This window comes from Ferrovibrio sp. (genome assembly GCF_036381655.1).
Taxonomy (GTDB): Bacteria; Pseudomonadota; Alphaproteobacteria; order Ferrovibrionales; family Ferrovibrionaceae; genus Ferrovibrio.
Window position 1 is genome coordinate 14,970 of record NZ_DASVCJ010000020.1, and the last position, 15,852, is coordinate 30,821.

Annotated in this window: 17 protein-coding genes and 1 tRNA gene; 5 read left to right on the forward strand and 13 right to left on the reverse strand. The window is 66.6% G+C overall.

What is annotated here, in order from left to right:
• Nucleotides 1-101: 101 nt before the first annotated feature.
• The 7 genes from VF194_RS03770 to murA form a co-directional block, all read right to left on the reverse strand.
• Nucleotides 102-842: an SIMPL domain-containing protein gene (locus VF194_RS03770; RefSeq protein WP_330888178.1), complete on the reverse strand. Its 741-nt coding sequence runs from the start codon at nt 840-842 to the stop codon at nt 102-104.
• A 71-nt stretch (nt 843-913) separates the two neighbouring features.
• Nucleotides 914-1,360 carry an arsenate reductase ArsC gene (locus tag VF194_RS03775; RefSeq protein WP_330888180.1) on the reverse strand — a complete coding sequence of 149 codons (447 nt, stop codon included), beginning with the start codon at nt 1,358-1,360 and terminating at the stop codon, nt 914-916.
• A 6-nt stretch (nt 1,361-1,366) separates the two neighbouring features.
• Nucleotides 1,367-1,858, reverse strand: coding sequence for a UPF0262 family protein (locus tag VF194_RS03780; RefSeq protein ID WP_330888182.1), 492 nt, complete (start codon nt 1,856-1,858; stop codon nt 1,367-1,369).
• Complete coding sequence (gene hisD, locus VF194_RS03785; RefSeq protein WP_330888184.1) at nt 1,855-3,156, reverse strand: histidinol dehydrogenase; 1,302 nt, start codon at nt 3,154-3,156, stop codon at nt 1,855-1,857. The genes VF194_RS03780 and hisD overlap by 4 nt, the downstream gene beginning before the upstream one ends.
• Entirely contained in the window at nt 3,146-3,838 is a 693-nt protein-coding gene (hisG, locus tag VF194_RS03790; RefSeq protein ID WP_330888186.1) for an ATP phosphoribosyltransferase, read from the reverse strand. The genes hisD and hisG overlap by 11 nt, the downstream gene beginning before the upstream one ends.
• Before the next feature lie 5 nt (nt 3,839-3,843).
• Nucleotides 3,844-4,332: a DUF2948 family protein gene (locus VF194_RS03795; RefSeq protein ID WP_330888188.1), complete on the reverse strand. Its 489-nt coding sequence runs from the start codon at nt 4,330-4,332 to the stop codon at nt 3,844-3,846.
• A 2-nt stretch (nt 4,333-4,334) separates the two neighbouring features.
• The gene (gene murA, locus VF194_RS03800; protein WP_330888190.1) at nt 4,335-5,615 is read right to left on the reverse strand and encodes a UDP-N-acetylglucosamine 1-carboxyvinyltransferase; all 1,281 of its coding nucleotides are present in this window, start codon (nt 5,613-5,615) and stop codon (nt 4,335-4,337) included.
• A gap of 289 nt (nt 5,616-5,904) precedes the next feature.
• Between murA and VF194_RS03805 the strand changes: the two genes are divergently transcribed.
• Nucleotides 5,905-6,297: a hypothetical protein gene (locus VF194_RS03805; protein ID WP_330888192.1), complete on the forward strand. Its 393-nt coding sequence runs from the start codon at nt 5,905-5,907 to the stop codon at nt 6,295-6,297.
• Between the two features lie 227 nt (nt 6,298-6,524).
• Complete coding sequence (locus VF194_RS03810; protein WP_330888194.1) at nt 6,525-7,616, forward strand: hypothetical protein; 1,092 nt, start codon at nt 6,525-6,527, stop codon at nt 7,614-7,616.
• Between the two features lie 16 nt (nt 7,617-7,632).
• Here the strand turns inward: VF194_RS03810 and dcd are convergent, their stop codons facing one another.
• The 3 genes from dcd to VF194_RS03825 all read right to left on the reverse strand — a co-directional run bounded on the left by dcd (nt 7,633) and on the right by VF194_RS03825 (nt 9,092).
• Nucleotides 7,633-8,187, reverse strand: coding sequence for a dCTP deaminase (dcd, locus tag VF194_RS03815; protein WP_330888196.1), 555 nt, complete (start codon nt 8,185-8,187; stop codon nt 7,633-7,635).
• 64 nt (nt 8,188-8,251) lie between these two features.
• Complete coding sequence (locus tag VF194_RS03820; RefSeq protein WP_330888198.1) at nt 8,252-8,446, reverse strand: hypothetical protein; 195 nt, start codon at nt 8,444-8,446, stop codon at nt 8,252-8,254.
• Nucleotides 8,436-9,092, reverse strand: a complete 657-nt coding sequence (locus VF194_RS03825) for a CYTH domain-containing protein (protein WP_330888200.1) — start codon at nt 9,090-9,092, stop codon at nt 8,436-8,438. Before VF194_RS03825 ends, VF194_RS03820 begins: the two co-directional genes overlap by 11 nt.
• Before the next feature lie 369 nt (nt 9,093-9,461).
• On the opposite strand from VF194_RS03825, the gene VF194_RS03830 reads away from it, so the two are divergent.
• From VF194_RS03830 to VF194_RS03840, 3 genes are all read left to right on the forward strand, one after another.
• Nucleotides 9,462-9,536 (forward strand) — tRNA-Thr (locus VF194_RS03830).
• Nucleotides 9,537-9,687: 151 nt separating this feature from the next.
• A complete protein-coding gene (locus VF194_RS03835; RefSeq protein ID WP_330888202.1) occupies nt 9,688-11,934 on the forward strand; it encodes a lysylphosphatidylglycerol synthase domain-containing protein in 2,247 nt (748 codons plus the stop codon).
• 35 nt (nt 11,935-11,969) lie between these two features.
• On the forward strand, nt 11,970-12,548 hold the full coding sequence (locus VF194_RS03840) for a PAS domain-containing protein (protein WP_330888203.1): 579 nt from the start codon (nt 11,970-11,972) through the stop codon (nt 12,546-12,548).
• A 41-nt stretch (nt 12,549-12,589) separates the two neighbouring features.
• Here VF194_RS03840 and VF194_RS03845 read toward each other — a convergent pair whose 3' ends face one another.
• The 3 genes from VF194_RS03845 to VF194_RS03855 form a co-directional block, all read right to left on the reverse strand.
• On the reverse strand, nt 12,590-12,985 hold the full coding sequence (locus VF194_RS03845; protein ID WP_330888205.1) for a hypothetical protein: 396 nt from the start codon (nt 12,983-12,985) through the stop codon (nt 12,590-12,592).
• A gap of 148 nt (nt 12,986-13,133) precedes the next feature.
• Nucleotides 13,134-14,384 carry a pentapeptide repeat-containing protein gene (locus VF194_RS03850; protein ID WP_330888207.1) on the reverse strand — a complete coding sequence of 417 codons (1,251 nt, stop codon included), beginning with the start codon at nt 14,382-14,384 and terminating at the stop codon, nt 13,134-13,136.
• A gap of 211 nt (nt 14,385-14,595) precedes the next feature.
• Nucleotides 14,596-15,822, reverse strand: coding sequence for a pentapeptide repeat-containing protein (locus VF194_RS03855; RefSeq protein WP_330888209.1), 1,227 nt, complete (start codon nt 15,820-15,822; stop codon nt 14,596-14,598).
• Nucleotides 15,823-15,852 lie beyond the last annotated feature (30 nt).

Here is a 15,852-nt window from a genome sequence, read left to right on the forward strand (position 1 = left end):
GAGAGTGCCCGTTCGGCCCGCAAGCCCCGGTTTCCGCCAACTCACTGCCAAGTGACTGGCCGGCTTGACGATTTAAGCCGCCGCCCGGCGCGGCCGAGGCGTCAGTCGCGGCGCAGGATCGCCTCGCCGCTCACGTTGACGCTGACCGTCTGCTCGCCGGCGGCGGCCACCGGCGGCGCGGCGGCCGCCATCGTCTCGGCGCGCATGGCCTTGAACATCGGCTGCGGCGGGACGACGCCGCCATTGATGCCGACCCGCGCCCAGCCGTCGAAGCGCAGATGCAGCGCCGCGGCGGCCTTCTTCGCGCGCGCCTCCAGGCGCTGCAGCGCTTCCGCCGTCAATTCGTCCTGCAGGCTGCGCTGCTGTTCGCGCGATACCGTATAGCCGAGTTCCTGCAGCAGCAGGCCGTCATTCTGCAGCGCGCCGACCGCTTCCAGCAGCTTCGCGTCGTCCTTGGAGATCACGACGAGGCTCTGCTGCGCGCGCCATTGCGCCGCCGGCGGCTTGGTGCCGGGCGGCAGATTCTGCGGCCGCGGCGGCGTCTCCTGATAGGTGCTGTAGCCGCCGGTCTCGACCTCGAGCCCGAGCGCGCGCGCCTTGGCCAGCGCCTTGGTCATCGCCGCGTTGACGGCGTTCTGCGCCACCGCTGCCTGTTCGGAACTGACCTGCGCCAGCAGGCGCGCGCGGATCGTATCGGGGGTCACGTCCCGCTCCGCCGTCTCGCTCAGATTCAGCAAGGTGGCGTCGGCAGGCTGGCCGCCCTGCGGCTGGGCCATGGCGCAGCCGGCGGCAAGCAGGGCGATGGCAAGGGCGGCGGACGGCAGCGGAAGGCGGAAGGCCATGCGTTTCTCCAGGGTCGTTTCCGGCCAGCATAGCCGAAAAACCATGGCGACTTTGCGGCAATCCGGCGCCGCTACGGGCTGGCGACGACCGGCCGCACGAACCGGGCGCGGATGCGCTTGTGCAGCGTGTCGCGCACCTCGCGATAGGCGGCCAGGCGCTGCTCGCGCGTGCCCTCCACCACGGTGGGATCGAAGGTGTGCCAGAATTCCACGTCGCAGGCCATGGTGCGCGTCATCTCGACGGCCGTATGCTGCGCCTCGGGGGAGAGCGAAATGATCAGATCGAAGGAGCTGTCCTCCAGATCGTCGAAGCCTTTCGGCCGGTGCCTGGCGATGTCGATGCCGATCTCGTCCATCACCTCGACGGCGAGCGGATCGACCGCCGCCTTGCGCACGCCGACCGAGTCGACGAAGATCTGGCGCGGATAGAGCGCCTTGAGAATGCCTTCCGCCATCGGCGAGCGCACGCTGTTCAGGGTGCAGCAGAACAGCACGCTAGCGGGAAGCCGATCGCCCATCGCCGGCTACCGGATATGCAAGACGCAGATCAGGGTGAACAGCCGCCGGGCGGTGTCGAAATCGGTGTCGATCTTGCCCTTGAGCCGCTCGCGCAGCAGTTCCGATCCTTCGTTGTGGACGCCGCGCCGCGCCATGTCGAGGGTTTCGATCTGCGAGGGACTGGCGCGCTTGATCGCCTGGTAATAGCTGTCGCAGATCGCGAAGTAGTCCTTGACGATGCGGCGGAAGGGCGACAGCGCCAGGATGATCCGGCCGAGCTGCGCGTCGTCCTCGGCGCGGATGTCGAAGACCAGCCGGTTCTCCTCGATCGCCAGGCCGAGCTGGAACGGCCCCTGGCCCTCATGCGCGCCGACCGGCGAAAAGACGTTCTGCTCCAGCAGGTCGAAGATCGCGACCTTGCGCTCGTGCTCGATATCGGGCGAACGGCGCACCACGCTGCGCTCGTCGAGTTCGACTCCGACGAGCCGGTGATTGGCCGGCGGCGCCTTTTCGCTCATGCCGCTCCGCTTTTCAGGCGGATGGCGACCGACAGGGCATGGCCGTGCAGGCCTTCCGCCTCAGCCAGGGCCACGGCGGCGGGACCGATCTTCTCAAGCGAGGCCTGATCGCATTGCACCAGCGTGGTGCGCTTCATGAAATCGAGCAGATTGAGCCCCGAGGCGAAGCGCGCCGCGCCGGCGGTCGGCAGCACATGGTTGGGGCCGGCGACGTAATCGCCGACCGCTTCCGGCGTATGGCGGCCGAGGAAGATGGCGCCAGCATGGCGCACCGAAGCCGCCAGGGCCTGCGGCTCGGCGATGGCGAGTTCGAGATGCTCGGGCGCAATCGCGTCGATCAGCGGCGCGGCATCGCGCAGGGTCTTCACCGTGATCAGCGCGCCGAATTTCTCCCACGAGGCCGTGGCGATGGCGCTGCGCGGCATGGTCGAAAGCTGCTGGCGCACCGCGGCGCCGACGCGGCCGGCGAAGGCGGCATCGTCAGTGATCAGCACCGACTGCGCGACTTCGTCATGCTCGGCCTGCGACAGCAGGTCGGCGGCGATCCAGGCCGGATCGTTCCGGTTGTCGGCCACGACGAGGATTTCCGACGGCCCGGCCGGATTGTCGATGCCGACCTGGCCGAAGACGAGGCGCTTGGCGGTGACCACGAAGCTGTTGCCGGGGCCGGTGATCTTGTCGACCGGCGCGATGCTTTGCGTGCCATAGGCCAGCGCGGCAACGGCCTGCGCACCGCCGACGCGATAGGCCTCGTGCACGCCGGCGAGTTTCAGCGCCGCCATCACCAGCGGATTGAGCTCGCCGCCCGGCGTCGGCACGGCGACGACGACGCGGCGCACGCCGGCGACGATCGCGGGGATCGCGTTCATCAGCACCGAGGAGGGATAGGCCGCCTTGCCGCCCGGCACATAGAGCCCGACGGCGTCCAGCGGCGTCCAGCGATGGCCGAGCTTCACGCCCTGCGCGTCGGTATAGAAATCGTCCGCCGGCTTCTGCCTGGCATGGAAGGCGCGGATGCGTTCGGCCGCGACGTCCAGCGCCCCGAAGGTCGCCCTGTCGACCTGCGCCGCGGCGGCATCGATCTCGGCCTGGCCGATGCGCAGGCCGAGCCTGGCCGAATCGACCTTGTCGAATTTCAGGTTGAGTTCGTGCAAGGCCGCATCGCCGCGCTTGCGCACATCGGCGACGATCGCCGCGACCGTGGCGGTGACATCCGCTTCGGCATCGCGCTTGGCCCTGATCAGCGCCTCGAAACGGGCGGCGAAATCCTGATCGGCGGCGTTGAGTTCAACCGGCATGGGCCACCTTCTTCTCGACGACGGCGCGGAACTTCTCGAGCCAGCCGCCGACCTGCTCGGGCCGGGTCTTCAGCGCCGCGCGGTTGACCACCAGCCGCGAGGTGACCTGGGCGATCACTTCCACTTCGACCAGCCCGTTCGCCTTCAGGGTCGCGCCGGTCGAGACCAGATCGACGATGCGCCGGCACAGCCCCAGGGTCGGCGCCAGCTCCATCGCGCCGTTCAGCTTGATGCATTCCGCCTGCACGCCGCGGCGGGCGAAATACTGCTGCGTGACATGCGGATATTTGGTGGCGACGCGCACATGGCTCCAGCGCCTGGGGTCGTCCGACTTGGACAGCTCGGCCGGCTCGGCGACGCTGAGGCGGCAATGGCCGATATCGAGATCGAGCGGCGCATAGATTTCCGGATAGTCGAATTCCATCAGCACGTCATTGCCGGCGACGCCGAGCTGCGCCGCGCCGAAGGCGACGAAGGTGGCGACATCGAAACTGCGCACGCGGATCAGCTCGATATCCGGCTGGCTGGTGGCGAAGCGCAGCTTGCGGGAGTTGTCGTCGCCGAACTCGGCTTCCGGCTCGATGCCGGCGGCGAGCAGCAGCGGCATCACTTCCTTGAGGATGCGGCCCTTGGGCAAGGCCATGACCAGCTTGCCGTCGCTGGGCTTCAAATCGCTGGACATGACATTCATTCTTCGACCTTGTGTTGCGGAACGCGGCGGACCGGGAAAGGCTGGCCTATATCCTGCATCTGGGCGTCGATGCATTCGACGTCAAGCTGCACGGCGCCGCCGCCGGCGAAAACCAGCGTCAGCAGCGCCGCGGCATCCTCGCGCGGCTCGGCCATGATCGACAGCAATTCCAGCACCGTGCGGGCATTGCGGTCGAATCCCGCCGAGCGGACATGCAGCACGCCGCCGAAATGCAGGCCGGCGGCGACGCGGGCATGCGGCACGGCGCGGATCAGCCGCCGGCTGGCATCGGCGCGGCCTTCGTCTTCCCAGCGGAAGCGGTTGAGCACCAGGGCGAAGCGGCGCTGGCGCGGCTGATAGACCATGTCGACCGGACGCAGGGTGGCGTCCTGCAGACAGGCCGAGAGCACGGTCAGATCCTCGACATCCTCGGCGCGCAGGCGCAGGGGTTCGAAACGCGGGCTCTGCTGGCGCGGCTCGGCCATCGTCACCCCTTCAGCCGTTCGATCACCGCGCCGCAGGCGGAGAGTTTCTCCTCCAGCCGCTCGTAGCCGCGGTCGAGATGGTAGACGCGGTTGACGATGGTCTCGCCCTCGGCGGCAAGACCGGCCAGCACCAGCGAGACCGAGGCGCGCAGATCGGTCGCCATCACCGGCGCCCCGGTCAGCTTGGGCACGCCGCGCACCAGCGCCGAGGCGCCGTGCACGACGATATTGGCGCCCATGCGGGTCAGTTCCGGCACATGCATGAAGCGGTTCTCGAAAATCGTCTCGGTGATCATCGCCGCCCCTTCCGCCACGGTCATCAGCGCCATCGCCTGCGCCTGCATGTCGGTGGGAAACCCGGGAAAGGGCTGGGTGAGGAAGTCAACACCACGCAGACGGCTGCCGTTCCGCGCGATCCTGACGCCGCGCGGCGTCTCGTCGACATCGCAGCCCGCCTCGCGCAGCTTGTCGGCGACCGATTCGATGAGATCGAGCCTCGTGCCGACGAGTTCCACCTTGCCGCCGCAGATCGCCACGGCGGCGGCGAAGGTGCCGGTCTCGATGCGGTCGGGCACGATGTGATGCCGGGCGCCATGCAGGCTGGGCTTGCCGTGGATGGTCAGATGCTCGGTGCCGACGCCTTCGATCGCCGCGCCCATGGCGATCAGGCAATGGCAGAGGTCGGAAATCTCCGGCTCCCGCGCGGCATTCTCCAGAACGGTCGTGCCCTCGGCCAGGGCGGCGGCCATCAGCAGATTCTCGGTCGCGCCGACCGAGACGGTCGGGAAGCGGATCACGGCGCCCTTCAGGCCGGTCGGCGCCTTGGCCTTGATGTAGCCGGCCTCGACATTGATCTCGGCGCCGAGCGCCTTCAGCCCCATGATATGCAGATCGACCGGCCGCGTGCCGATGGCGCAGCCGCCGGGCAGGCTGACCTCGGCCTCGCGGAAGCGCGCCAGCAGCGGGCCGAGCACCAGCACGCTGGCGCGCATCTTGCGCACGATGTCGTAGGGCGCCAAGGTCGAGGTGATCCTGGCGCCGTTCAGGTGGATGGTGCGGCCTTCCGGGGTTCCGTTGCCCCCGTCCATCGACACGTCGACGCCATGTTGCTGCAGCAGATGCGCCATGGTGGCGATGTCGGCCAGATGCGGCACATTGGACAGCGTCAGCGTCTCGCCGCTCAGCAGCGCCGCCGCCATCAGCGGCAAAGCGGCGTTCTTCGCCCCACCGATTGCGATGCTGCCTTCCAGCGGCCTGCCGCCGACCAAACGAATGCGATCCATAAGCTCTTGATTCCAAAGGCCATCGACGCAAGGCCGAGGGCGCGGAGCACCAAATCACGCTTGTCTAGCGCAAGCCGGCCCGAATCGCCAGTGCGCGAGGGCGGGACGGACGCCATTGCCGCGCGGCGTTGCGGCGGGCGAGCCGATGGCCGACCGGTGCGGCGATGCCGCCGGGTGGCGGCATCGCGCCATCCTCTATACGGAGGATGCGGCGTTATGGAGCGCTGCCTATAGGGATGATGCCCGTCCGGCGCAGCCGGCGATTCAACGCATCCAGAGGAGGCAGATCATGCGTTATTCACTTCCCGTTGTAGCCGCCGTCATGGCGATTTGGTTCGGTGCGGCGGCCGAGGCGCAGACCTTGGCGCTCGCATCCAGCCCGGCGCCGGCCCAGGATCTGAGCGCCATGAAGGCCGATGCCAACCGGGTCGTTTCCAATCTGCGCAGCGCCATGCCGCTAGGCTTTCTATGCTTCCGCGGCGAGGACGGCGTCCGCCGCACCGTGACCGCCGCTTTCGACGAGCTGACGAAGGCGGACCAGGAAGCGGCCAGGAAGGCAAACCGTTCCTATATGCTGTCCTATGACCGGAAGCAGGCAGAAGCACTGGTCGGCGATGCCATGGTGGCGCACTGCGTCGCGTCCTATGTCGCGACCGATTCGGCGCGTTATCCGAGCTTCTGAGCCGCGGACTCTCGATCGTCGGGCGCCGCGTGATCTCCCGCACGCGGCGCCGCCCCGACCCCCGTTATTCGTCAGTAAGCTGATAACTTGGGTTCAGCCACAAAACCTCTTGCATCCTTCAAATGGAGGATGCGGGATATCGGCCGACGCGCTATGCGCGGAACGGGCATGATGACGGCCTGATCTCAGGCCGGCTTTTTCGATGATCTCCAGGGGGGGATGGAGACATGGAGAAACTCGATCAAGCAATTGCGGGCCTCTATGAGGCAGCCGCGGAGCCGGCGCTCTGGACCGACGCGCTGGACCGCATTGCCAAAGCGGCGGGAACACCCAGTGCGATCGTGTATACCGCGGGCCGGCGTCCGGAGGATGGCGGGATCTGGGCCGGATCGGCCGCCGTGCTCGAAATGATGGAGGATTTCACCAATTACTACGTCGACCACGACGTCTGGCGGCAGGCACTGCTCAAGGATTTTGGCGGCCGTCCGGGACTGTATCTCAGCGACGAGATGTATCCCTGCGAAGAACTGGTGAAGACCGAATTCTACAATGACTTCCTGCGGCGCCAGGAGGTCGGCCGCCTGGTGGCGATGACCCACGAGGACATCATCATCTCCGTCCACCGCCGCATCCGCGATTCCTGCTTCGAGGACGAGGTAGTCGACATCTGCCGCGCGCTGCGCCCGCATATCAAACGGGCCTATCAGCTGCACGACCGCCTGCATGCCGCCAGACAGCGCTACGCGCTGCTGGAGGACGCGCTGAATGCCGATCCGGTAGCGCAGTTCCTGGTCGACGGCAGCGGGCGCATCCTGCACATGAACGGTGCCGCCAGCCTGATGATGGTCCGGCGCGACTGCATCACCGCGGTTCAGGGCCGGCTGGTTGCGGTAAGTCCGTCGAAGGCGCCGGTGCTGGCGGCGATGATCTCGGCCGCGGCCCGCGCCACCTGCCGCCGGGGCGATGCCATCGCCGTCGCGAAGGAACATGGCCGCCCCTATCAGATCGTGATCGCCCCGCTGGGCGACACCCGTGGCGGCCAGGTTCTGGTCACGGTCAGCGATCCCGATGCGCAGGCGACGCCGGATATGAGTGCCATCCTGCAGAAACTCTATGGCCTGACGGCGGCAGAAGCGCGGGTCTGCCTTGCGCTGCTGGAGGACCTTTCGGTGACCGAGATCGCCGAACGCTTCGGCGTGTCACGCACGACCGTTGTCAGCCAGTTGCGCAGCATCTTCGGCAAGACGGAGACCAGCCGGCAATCCCAGCTCGTTCGCCTGCTCCAGACCGTTCCGAAACGCAGCCGCGCGGCGCGCTAACGCCGCGCCGCGCAGGCTACAGCTTCGGCAGCGTGACGCCGCGCTGGCCCATATATTTGCCGGCGCGGTCCTTGTAGCTGACCTCGCAGGGCTGATCGCCCTTGAGGAACAGGAACTGGCAAGCGCCCTCGTTGGCATAGATTCTGGCCGGCAGCGGCGTGGTGTTGGAGAATTCCAGGGTCACGTGGCCTTCCCATTCCGGCTCGAGCGGCGTGACATTGACGATGATGCCGCAGCGCGCATAGGTACTCTTGCCCAGGCAGATCACCAGCACGTCGCGCGGGATGCGGAAATATTCCACCGTGCGGGCGAGCGCGAAGGAATTCGGCGGGATGACGCAGACATCGGTCTCGCGGTCGACGAAGCTGTTCGAGGAGAATTCCTTCGGATCGACCACGGCGCTGTCGACATTGGTGAAGATCTTGAATTCGCGGGCGACCCGCGCGTCGTAGCCGTAGGAGGACAGCCCGAACGAGATCGTGCCCTCACGCTTCTGCTGCTCGACGAAAGGCTCGATCATGCCGTGCTCCTTCGCCATCCGGCGAATCCAGATATCGGACATCACGGACATGGGCGCGCCCCCTTTTCGAGCCGGCGAAACATCGCACCGGGCTTACGCGGGCGTTTTGCCGCGGTCAAGGCTTTGGCTTGCCCGCGCCTGTGCCCGTGCCCGTGCCCGGCGCGGCCGTCTGCCGGGAGCGGCTTTGCTGCTTGCGGCGGGCCAGGTTGGCGCGCAGCTTCGCCGCCAGGCGCTCGGCGCGGGCGGCCTGGTCCAGCTCGCTCCAGTTGCCGCTCTGCCCGGCGGCGGGTTTGGGCTTGTCAGGCGGCATCGCAGGCATCCGGCCCGGGCATGGCGCCATCGGGTATGGCGCGGTCCGCCTCCCGCAGCAGGCGGCGCACGGCCTTGTCCAGTTCGGGCGGCGCCGGCGGCGGCATGTCGCTCGCGCCGGCCTGCGCCAGTGCGGCATTGCGATAGCGCGGATCGGCGGTCACCTCGGCGCCGAGCCAGTCCGGCAGATCGAGCGGATAATCGGCGCGCGGCAGCTCGATCTCGGCGAGCCACAGGCCGTCATGGCGGCCGCGGAAGCGGTCGATTTCCCAGGCCAGGTCCGCGCCATCCGCATAAGGCCGGCGGTAGCGGATCTTGCTGACCAGCTGCGCCGCCGGCAGGCCGGCGAGGAGCTGCCGGGCGAGATCGACCGGCAGGGCGCCTTCGATCTCCTCGCGCACGGCGCCCGGCTGCTGCGATTTCAGGTTCAGCCAGGCGGTCGCGTCGGTTTCTTGCGTCTGCGCCGCGGACAGCCGCACGCGCACCGACCAGCCGTCGATCGGCGCGAAATAGCCCTGGGTCAGCGCGCGGCCGGACAGGCCGGCAATGACGGCGGCGGCAGCGGATTCGCGCAGCAGGAATTTGCGCTCGATCTCCGCTTTGCGCTCGATCTCCGCGCCGGCCTTGCCGGGCTCTGCACCGATCATGTCGCCGATCCCGTAGGAGAGATGGGAGGATGAAACCGGCGCCAGCGATAGCCAGGCCCGGGCCCCGGAGTCAACCGCCGGGTCAACCGCCGGGTCAACCGCCGTTTCGCCCGCCCCCCTGCGCCGCAGGCGCTGAGACGCCAAAAGACGCCGGAAAGACGGCAAAAATCCCGGCGGAAAAAGCCGCCATCTCCGGCTTGCGCGGGACGGCCGCCTGTGGCAGTTTCCGCGCCCGACGCCATCCCGCCCGGCAAGAGCCGGGATGGCGACCGTTTTTGGCCATGCAGGCGCGAGCGGGACTGCTCCGATCGCGCCCGGCGCATTGAGACCGGTGCGTAAAGACCGGTTCACTGAAACTGGCCAATCGGGGCTGCCGTAGCTCAGTGGTAGAGCACTCCCTTGGTAAGGGAGAGGTCGACAGTTCAATCCTGTCCGGCAGCACCAGCCATAAATTTCCGGCAAAGTAGTATGGTCGCGCCGCCGCCCGCCCTTAACGGGCAAGGCGATTTCCTTTAGGGTTATCGCCCTGATTCACCGCCGCATCCTACGCAGAATGCTTCAAAGACGCCATCTTCGGACTGCCCTGCTTGCTGTCGTGTCGTTGGGCGGACTGGCCGGCGTCCTCTATTTCTTCGACTTCTCCGCCATCGCCGCCTCACTGGACAATCTGCGGCTGACGACGCTTGGGCTGGCCCTGGCGCTGATCGTCGCGAATTCGCTGCTGGCGCTGCTGCGCTTTCGTTCGGTTCTGAAGTCCTTCGGCTACCGGCCGAAATGGCGGGATATCTTCTTCGCCTTTTCCATCGGCCAAATCTCGAATTACCTTCTGTTCAACGTCGTCGGCCAAAGCCTCAGCCGGGCGACGGCGCTGACCAGTGCCGGCGTGCCCTTCGCCGCATCCGTGATGGTGACCTACTGGGAACGGCTGCTGGCGGCGGGGCTGCTGTTCCTGCTCAGCATCGGCGGCGCGCTGTATCTTTTCCTGAGCATCCAGATCGATCTGGAGGCCGGCGGCGCGTATTTGATCTCGCTTCTCGCCGCCATGGCGGTGACCAGCGGCGCGGTTCTCTGGCTGGTGATCCACAAGACCGATTTCGAGCTTTCCGCCGCCGGGGCGTTGCGCCAGCTGGGAAGGCTTTGGCCCAGCATCGCCCTGACGCTGGCCGCCCAGGCGCTGATGCTGGCGGCCTATCTGGCAATCCTTGGCGATCTCTTCCTGCCGAACATGACCGGCGATGTCGTTGCTGCGCTCACCATCGTCATGTTCTCGGCCAGCCTGCCGATCAGCTTCTCGGGCTGGGGCATCCGCGAACTCAGCGCGGCCAAGGCATTGGGGGCGCTGGGACTGGATCCGGCGGCGGCCGTCGCCGGGGCGGTCGCGATCGGCCTGTTGTCGATGGTGGCCCTGCTCGGCTTCGGCCTGGTCGGCACGATTTTGCTGTTGCGGCGCCGGCCGGGCGGCAGCATTGCCGCGATGCCTGTCTCCATGGATGGCAGCGTCTCCCGCTGGAGCAATGTCATGGTCGCCGGCAGCGCCATTCTTTGTGCGGTGCTGCTCTATTTCCAGATCCGCATTCCCCTCGAGGGCGGCGAAGTGACGGCGAATGCCGGAGACATCCTGGCCCTGACCGGCTTGGGCTTTCTGATCTTTTTCATGTGGTCGCGGCAGAGCCTGACGCCATTGCCGTGTTCCCTGGTGATCGGCCTGTGCGCCATTTCAATACTGCTGTTCGCCAGCCTGCTGTTCGGCTATGCCCGTTTCGGCTCGAATAGCTGGGCTCTGGTCAATCGCGGCTTCGGATGGCTTATCATCCTGGGCTATGTCGCAGTCGGCGCCTCGACCGCCCTGGTGCCGGAAAGATGGGGCAGAAGCCTGCTGCTGACCACCTTCGTCGTTGCGGGCGCCAGCGTCGCCGCGATTCAGCTCGGCCTGCTGATTTTGACGTTGTTCGGCCTCTCCCTATCCAAAGACGCCTTTATCATCCCCTTGCGCGGCTACGCGACAAACTCGAATGCCTTCGCCTTTCAATTGATCATGACGGCGGCTTGCGCGATCACCGCCAGCCGTATCGGCGCGTTCGTCAGACGCGAGGCGGCACTGCATGGCATCCTCGCCGTCATCGCTGTGGCAATCTATTATTCGCATTCACGCGCCGGCATGGGCATGCTGATCATCACGCTGATCATGATGATCGTCTTCAGCCGCCGGGAGCAGCGCCGACAGGCGATAATGGCCTGCGGCACCGTTTTGGCTGCGCTGCTGGCGGCACTTGCGCTTCCGTTCATCATCGACGGGCTTACGGCGATTGCCAGAGCCTTGCTCGCCAACAAATCCGAGCTTCTGGTAAGTCCCGGCGTGATGCAGTATCTCTCGCCGATACTGGAACGCGCCTATGATGCCGGCGACCGCTGGAGCAGCATCGTCCAGGGCTGGCAGTTATGGCTTCAGCACCCAATTTTCGGCGGCGGCCTCGGCTCCTACATCCAGATGCGCGAGGAAATGCACCTGCCTTTCCTGATCATCCATTCCATCCCCGTATGGCTGCTTGCGGAAATGGGATTGATCGGCTTCGTCGTGGTGGCCGCTATCCTTGTCAAGCTTGCTTCCAGCGCCTTCCGGATGCTCAGGCAAGACGATAACCACGGCTGGGGTCTCGGGCTGCTGATCATTCTCACCTGCATCACGGCCTCTGGCCTGGTACATGATTTCTTCTACCAGCGCACATTCTGGTTCCTACTCGGCCTTTTCCTGGCAACTCCACTGCAGCGCGGCGAAAAGACCGCGGCCGCGGCCGATTCAGCCGGCAATCGCATTGGTGGAGAGGCGGCAACTTCTCTATAGTCCCCTATACTACTGCGCATCCTGGGGGGTGAGCCGTGCCAGAAGGCACCACGCAACCGATCTTTGCCGACGAGCCGATCTTATCGGAGGTTGCCCGCTACTGGGCCGCCAAGCGCAACGGGCGCCTGATGCCGGACCGGACGGATATCGATCCGCTGCAGCTTCGCCCCGGCATATGGCCCAATCTCCTGATCACCGAGCCGGTGCCGCAGTCGACGGCGATGCGCTATCGCCTGGTCGGCTCGGCCCATGTGCAGCGCTATACCTACGATTTCACCGGCAAGACCACCGCCGATATCATGCAGGGCAGCTATCGCGACTATATGGAGCGGATCTACGGCACCGTGCTGCAGCAGGCGCTGCCGGTCTATTCCGAAAGCCTGTTCCGCTGGGACAATGCCGACAGCATCCTGCAACAGGCTTTCACCCGCCGCCTCATGCTGCCGCTCAGCCGCGGCACGCCCGACGTTGCGGCCATGGTGCTCAGCGTGCAGGTCTGGCCGACGGCGATTCCCTACGAGCCGCGGTCGATCTCGGAGCTGAGCGGCAGCGGCGGCTTCAGCCAGGGCGATTTCGTGCCGCTCGATCGCGACCGCTTCACGCCGCTGTCCTAGCAAGGCCCCAGATCGAGGACCCCCAGTTCAAGGGCCCCTCATCAAGGGCCGTGGAAGGTTTCCATGTAGCGCGTTTGCACGATCAGCGGCACCGGGCCGGTATTGCTGACGCTGGTGCCGGCGCGGCCGAAGGCCTCATAGATGTCCGCCTTGCCACCAGCCGGAACATCGACCACGCGGCCGGAACCGGCGAAGCGAAGCCGCCCCGCCTCGGCGCCGGCATTGCGGATGGTGACGGTGGTGTAGTTGCCACGCTCGCCGGTATCGATCGTCGTCGTCGCGCCGGGCGCGAGGCTGAACTGGCCCGCCGCTGCGGTATCGGGCCAGGTCACGGCGAGGCTGCCGAGCAGCAAGGCGCCGGCACAGACCTGCCGGGCGGTGGCAATCCAATCCGGGGCAATCCAATCCGGGGCGATCAAATCTGTCCGTTCTGTCACTTCGCGGCCTCCATCTGGAATACCCCTCCCGCCCAGCAGGGTAGGACGGCGCCGGCCGGGCGGTAGTGGCGGAGATCACAAAGCGCATCGATTCCCAGGATCGCCCGCGGCGATCAGGGGTGAAAAACGCGCGAAAGATCAGAATCGATCAGGAGCGGATCGCGGGTCCCGGCGCCGGCGTCTGGGTCTCGGCGGCGCCCAGGCAGTGGCGCAGATCGGCGCCAGCGAAATTCGCCCGCTCCAGCTTGGCATTGCGCAGATCGATGTGATCGAGCACGGCGCCGCGGAAATCGGCGCCGGACAGATCGGCGCCGGACAGGATGGGATAGATGATGCGGCCGGTCGCCTGCTGGCTGGCGCTGAACAGCGGCGCCCCGGTCAGCTTGGCGCCACGGAACGTGGCGCCGCGCAGATCGGCGCCGGTGAAGTTGACCCCGCCCAGATCGGCCTGATCGAAATTCGCCTTGACCATTTCGGCGCCGAGGAAACTGGCGAAGAGCAGCTGGGCATGGGTGAAGCTGGCATTCTGCAGATCGCAGCCATGCAGCTCCGCGCCGCGCAGATCGCAGCTCGAGAAGTCGCAGCCGGCGAGCCGCTTGCCGCTCAGGATGGCGCGCTGGCCCTCGGCGCCGCCGGTGGCGATCCAGCGGCTATGGGCATGCAGCAGAACCTCGATCTCGGTCGGCAGGCTGGCCGATTTGCGGTGCACCGCGCCCGACAGGTCGACGCCCTTCAGATTCACCTTGGAGAGATCGACATTGCGCAGATTGGCGCCCTGCAGATCGGCGCCCTGCAGCAGGACGCCATCCATCTTGGCGCCGACCAGATTGACGTCGCGCAGACGCGCCGCGGTCAGGTTGGCGCCGCTCAGATCCGCGCCGGCGAGGTTGACCGCGAACAGGCTGGCATTGGAGAAATTCGCGCCCGTCGCGGAGGCGACGGCGAGATTGGCTTCGTCGAGCTGGGCCGCGCGCAGATCGGCGCCGTCGATCTTGGCCTCTTTCAGGTTGGCCGCCTGCGACTTGATCCCGCCATCCCCGGCCACGATCTGGCCGGGCCGCAGATCGGCCTGATTCAGCGAGGCGCCGCGCAGGATGGCTTTCATCATGTTGGCGCCGCGCAGATCGCTGCGATCCATGACCGCGCCCGACAGATCGGCATGCATGAAATCGCCGGCGAACAGATCGGCGCGGCGCAGCTCCGCCTTGACCAGCGAGGCGCCGACGAACTGGCAGCGCGACAGAATCGCGTCGTTGAGCTTGGCGTTGTCCAGCCGCAGGAAGCTGAAATCCTCGCCCCGGCGCTGCAGACGCTCGCCGTCGCTGCGTCCGTTCGCCCAGGCGGCGTGGCGGGACAGCGCAACGGTCAATTGCGATGACGGGAAACGCAGTTCTGCCATTGGCTGGCAACCCTCACAGAGAGAATTACTTTGGAATGAAATCTAGCAAAACAGCCTAGGACGCCGGCTGGGGACGGACAAGGGACTAGCCGCGCCGCCGAAGGGCGAGGGGAAATCCTGCCCATCCTTGGCAGGGCCGGCAGACGGCGGCGAGTTAAGACTCGGTAACGCAACTGAAAGACTTGGTAACGCACCGGCCCGCCGTCTTCGGCTATTTCCGGCCGCTCGGGATGCCGACGCACTGGCGCAGTTCGGCGCCCTGCAGGTTGGCGCCGTCCATCACGGCAGTGGCGAAATCGATTCCTTCGAAGACGGCGCCGCGCAGATCGGCCCTAGCGAGATCCGCCTCCTCGAAACGAGGATAGACGACCTTGCCGGTCTTCTGGTTGCGCCCGTTATAGATGTCGACCCCGACCGCCCGCGCGCCGCGCCAGCGGCTTTCGGCCAGGCAGGTCTTCGTGAAATTGGTGCCGCTTAGATCGGCCAGATCGAAGGTGACCTTGCGCAGGTTGGCGCCGACGAAGCTGGCGAACATCATCTGCGCGTTGGAGAAGTCGGCGCCTTCCAGCGACGCGCCGTGCAGTTCGGCGCCGCGCAGATCGCAGCCCGCGAAATTGATGCCATCGAGCTTCTGCCCGCTGAGCACCGCGCGCTGGCCTTCCGCGCCGGCGGTCGCGATCCAGGTGCTGTGCTGCTTCAGCACGGTTTCGATCTCCGGCGGCAGGCTGTCGCCCTTGCGATAGATCGCGCCCTGCAGCGAGACGCCGTCGAGATCAACCTGGCTGAGATCGACATTGCGCAGATTGGCGCCGCGCAGATCGGTGCCCTGCAGGCGCGCGCCGGCGAGATTGGCGCCGATCAGGTTGGCGTCCTTCATCTTCGCCCCGGCCAGATTGGCGCCGGAGAGATCGGCGCCGGCAAGGTTGACCGCGTACATGCTGGCATTGCTGAAGGAGGCGTTGACAGCGGAGGAGACCGCCATGCTGGCATTGTCGAGCTGCGCGTTCTTGAATTCGGCGCCGTCCAGCTTGGCGCCGTCGAGATTGGCGGCGACTTCCTTGCTGCCGCCCTGCTCGACCAGCATGAGCTGGCCCGGACGCAGATCCACCTGCGCCAGCGAGGCCTGGCGCAGGACGGCGCGGCCGAGATTGGCGCCGCGCAGATCGGCGCGGTCGAACACCACGCGCGTCAGATCGGCATGCTGGAAGTCGGCGCAGAACAGATCGGCGCGGCGCAGCTGCGCGCCGGCCAGCGAGGCATGGCTGAACTCCGCACGCGGCAGGATGGCATCGTCCAGCTTGACGCCGTCGAGCTTCAGCTTGCCGTAATGGCCGCCGGCATTCTGCAGTCGGCTGCCGCCCGGCCGACCGGCCAGGAAGGCGGCATGGCGGGAGAGAACGATCTGCACCTCATGCGGCGGTATCATGTGATCGGACATCGTGTGCGTCCAAAGCCGCTATTGTCGTTC

What these genes read in the sequence shown, in the direction of transcription:
- VF194_RS03810 (WP_330888194.1), top strand. Translation starts at nt 6,525, where the DNA reads ATGGAGAAACTCGATCAAGCAATTGCGGGCCTCTATGAGGCAGCCGCG.
- VF194_RS03775 (WP_330888180.1), bottom strand. Translation starts at nt 1,360, where the DNA reads ATGGGCGATCGGCTTCCCGCTAGCGTGCTGTTCTGCTGCACCCTGAAC.
- VF194_RS03795 (WP_330888188.1), bottom strand. Translation starts at nt 4,332, where the DNA reads ATGGCCGAGCCGCGCCAGCAGAGCCCGCGTTTCGAACCCCTGCGCCTG.
- VF194_RS03780 (WP_330888182.1), bottom strand. Translation starts at nt 1,858, where the DNA reads ATGAGCGAAAAGGCGCCGCCGGCCAATCACCGGCTCGTCGGAGTCGAA.
- VF194_RS03850 (WP_330888207.1), bottom strand. Translation starts at nt 14,384, where the DNA reads ATGGCAGAACTGCGTTTCCCGTCATCGCAATTGACCGTTGCGCTGTCC.
- dcd (WP_330888196.1), bottom strand. Translation starts at nt 8,187, where the DNA reads ATGTCCGTGATGTCCGATATCTGGATTCGCCGGATGGCGAAGGAGCAC.
- VF194_RS03820 (WP_330888198.1), bottom strand. Translation starts at nt 8,446, where the DNA reads ATGCCGCCTGACAAGCCCAAACCCGCCGCCGGGCAGAGCGGCAACTGG.
- VF194_RS03805 (WP_330888192.1), top strand. Translation starts at nt 5,905, where the DNA reads ATGCGTTATTCACTTCCCGTTGTAGCCGCCGTCATGGCGATTTGGTTC.
- VF194_RS03825 (WP_330888200.1), bottom strand. Translation starts at nt 9,092, where the DNA reads ATGATCGGTGCAGAGCCCGGCAAGGCCGGCGCGGAGATCGAGCGCAAA.
- hisD (WP_330888184.1), bottom strand. Translation starts at nt 3,156, where the DNA reads ATGCCGGTTGAACTCAACGCCGCCGATCAGGATTTCGCCGCCCGTTTC.
- VF194_RS03855 (WP_330888209.1), bottom strand. Translation starts at nt 15,822, where the DNA reads ATGTCCGATCACATGATACCGCCGCATGAGGTGCAGATCGTTCTCTCC.
- murA (WP_330888190.1), bottom strand. Translation starts at nt 5,615, where the DNA reads ATGGATCGCATTCGTTTGGTCGGCGGCAGGCCGCTGGAAGGCAGCATC.
- hisG (WP_330888186.1), bottom strand. Translation starts at nt 3,838, where the DNA reads ATGTCCAGCGATTTGAAGCCCAGCGACGGCAAGCTGGTCATGGCCTTG.
- VF194_RS03770 (WP_330888178.1), bottom strand. Translation starts at nt 842, where the DNA reads ATGGCCTTCCGCCTTCCGCTGCCGTCCGCCGCCCTTGCCATCGCCCTG.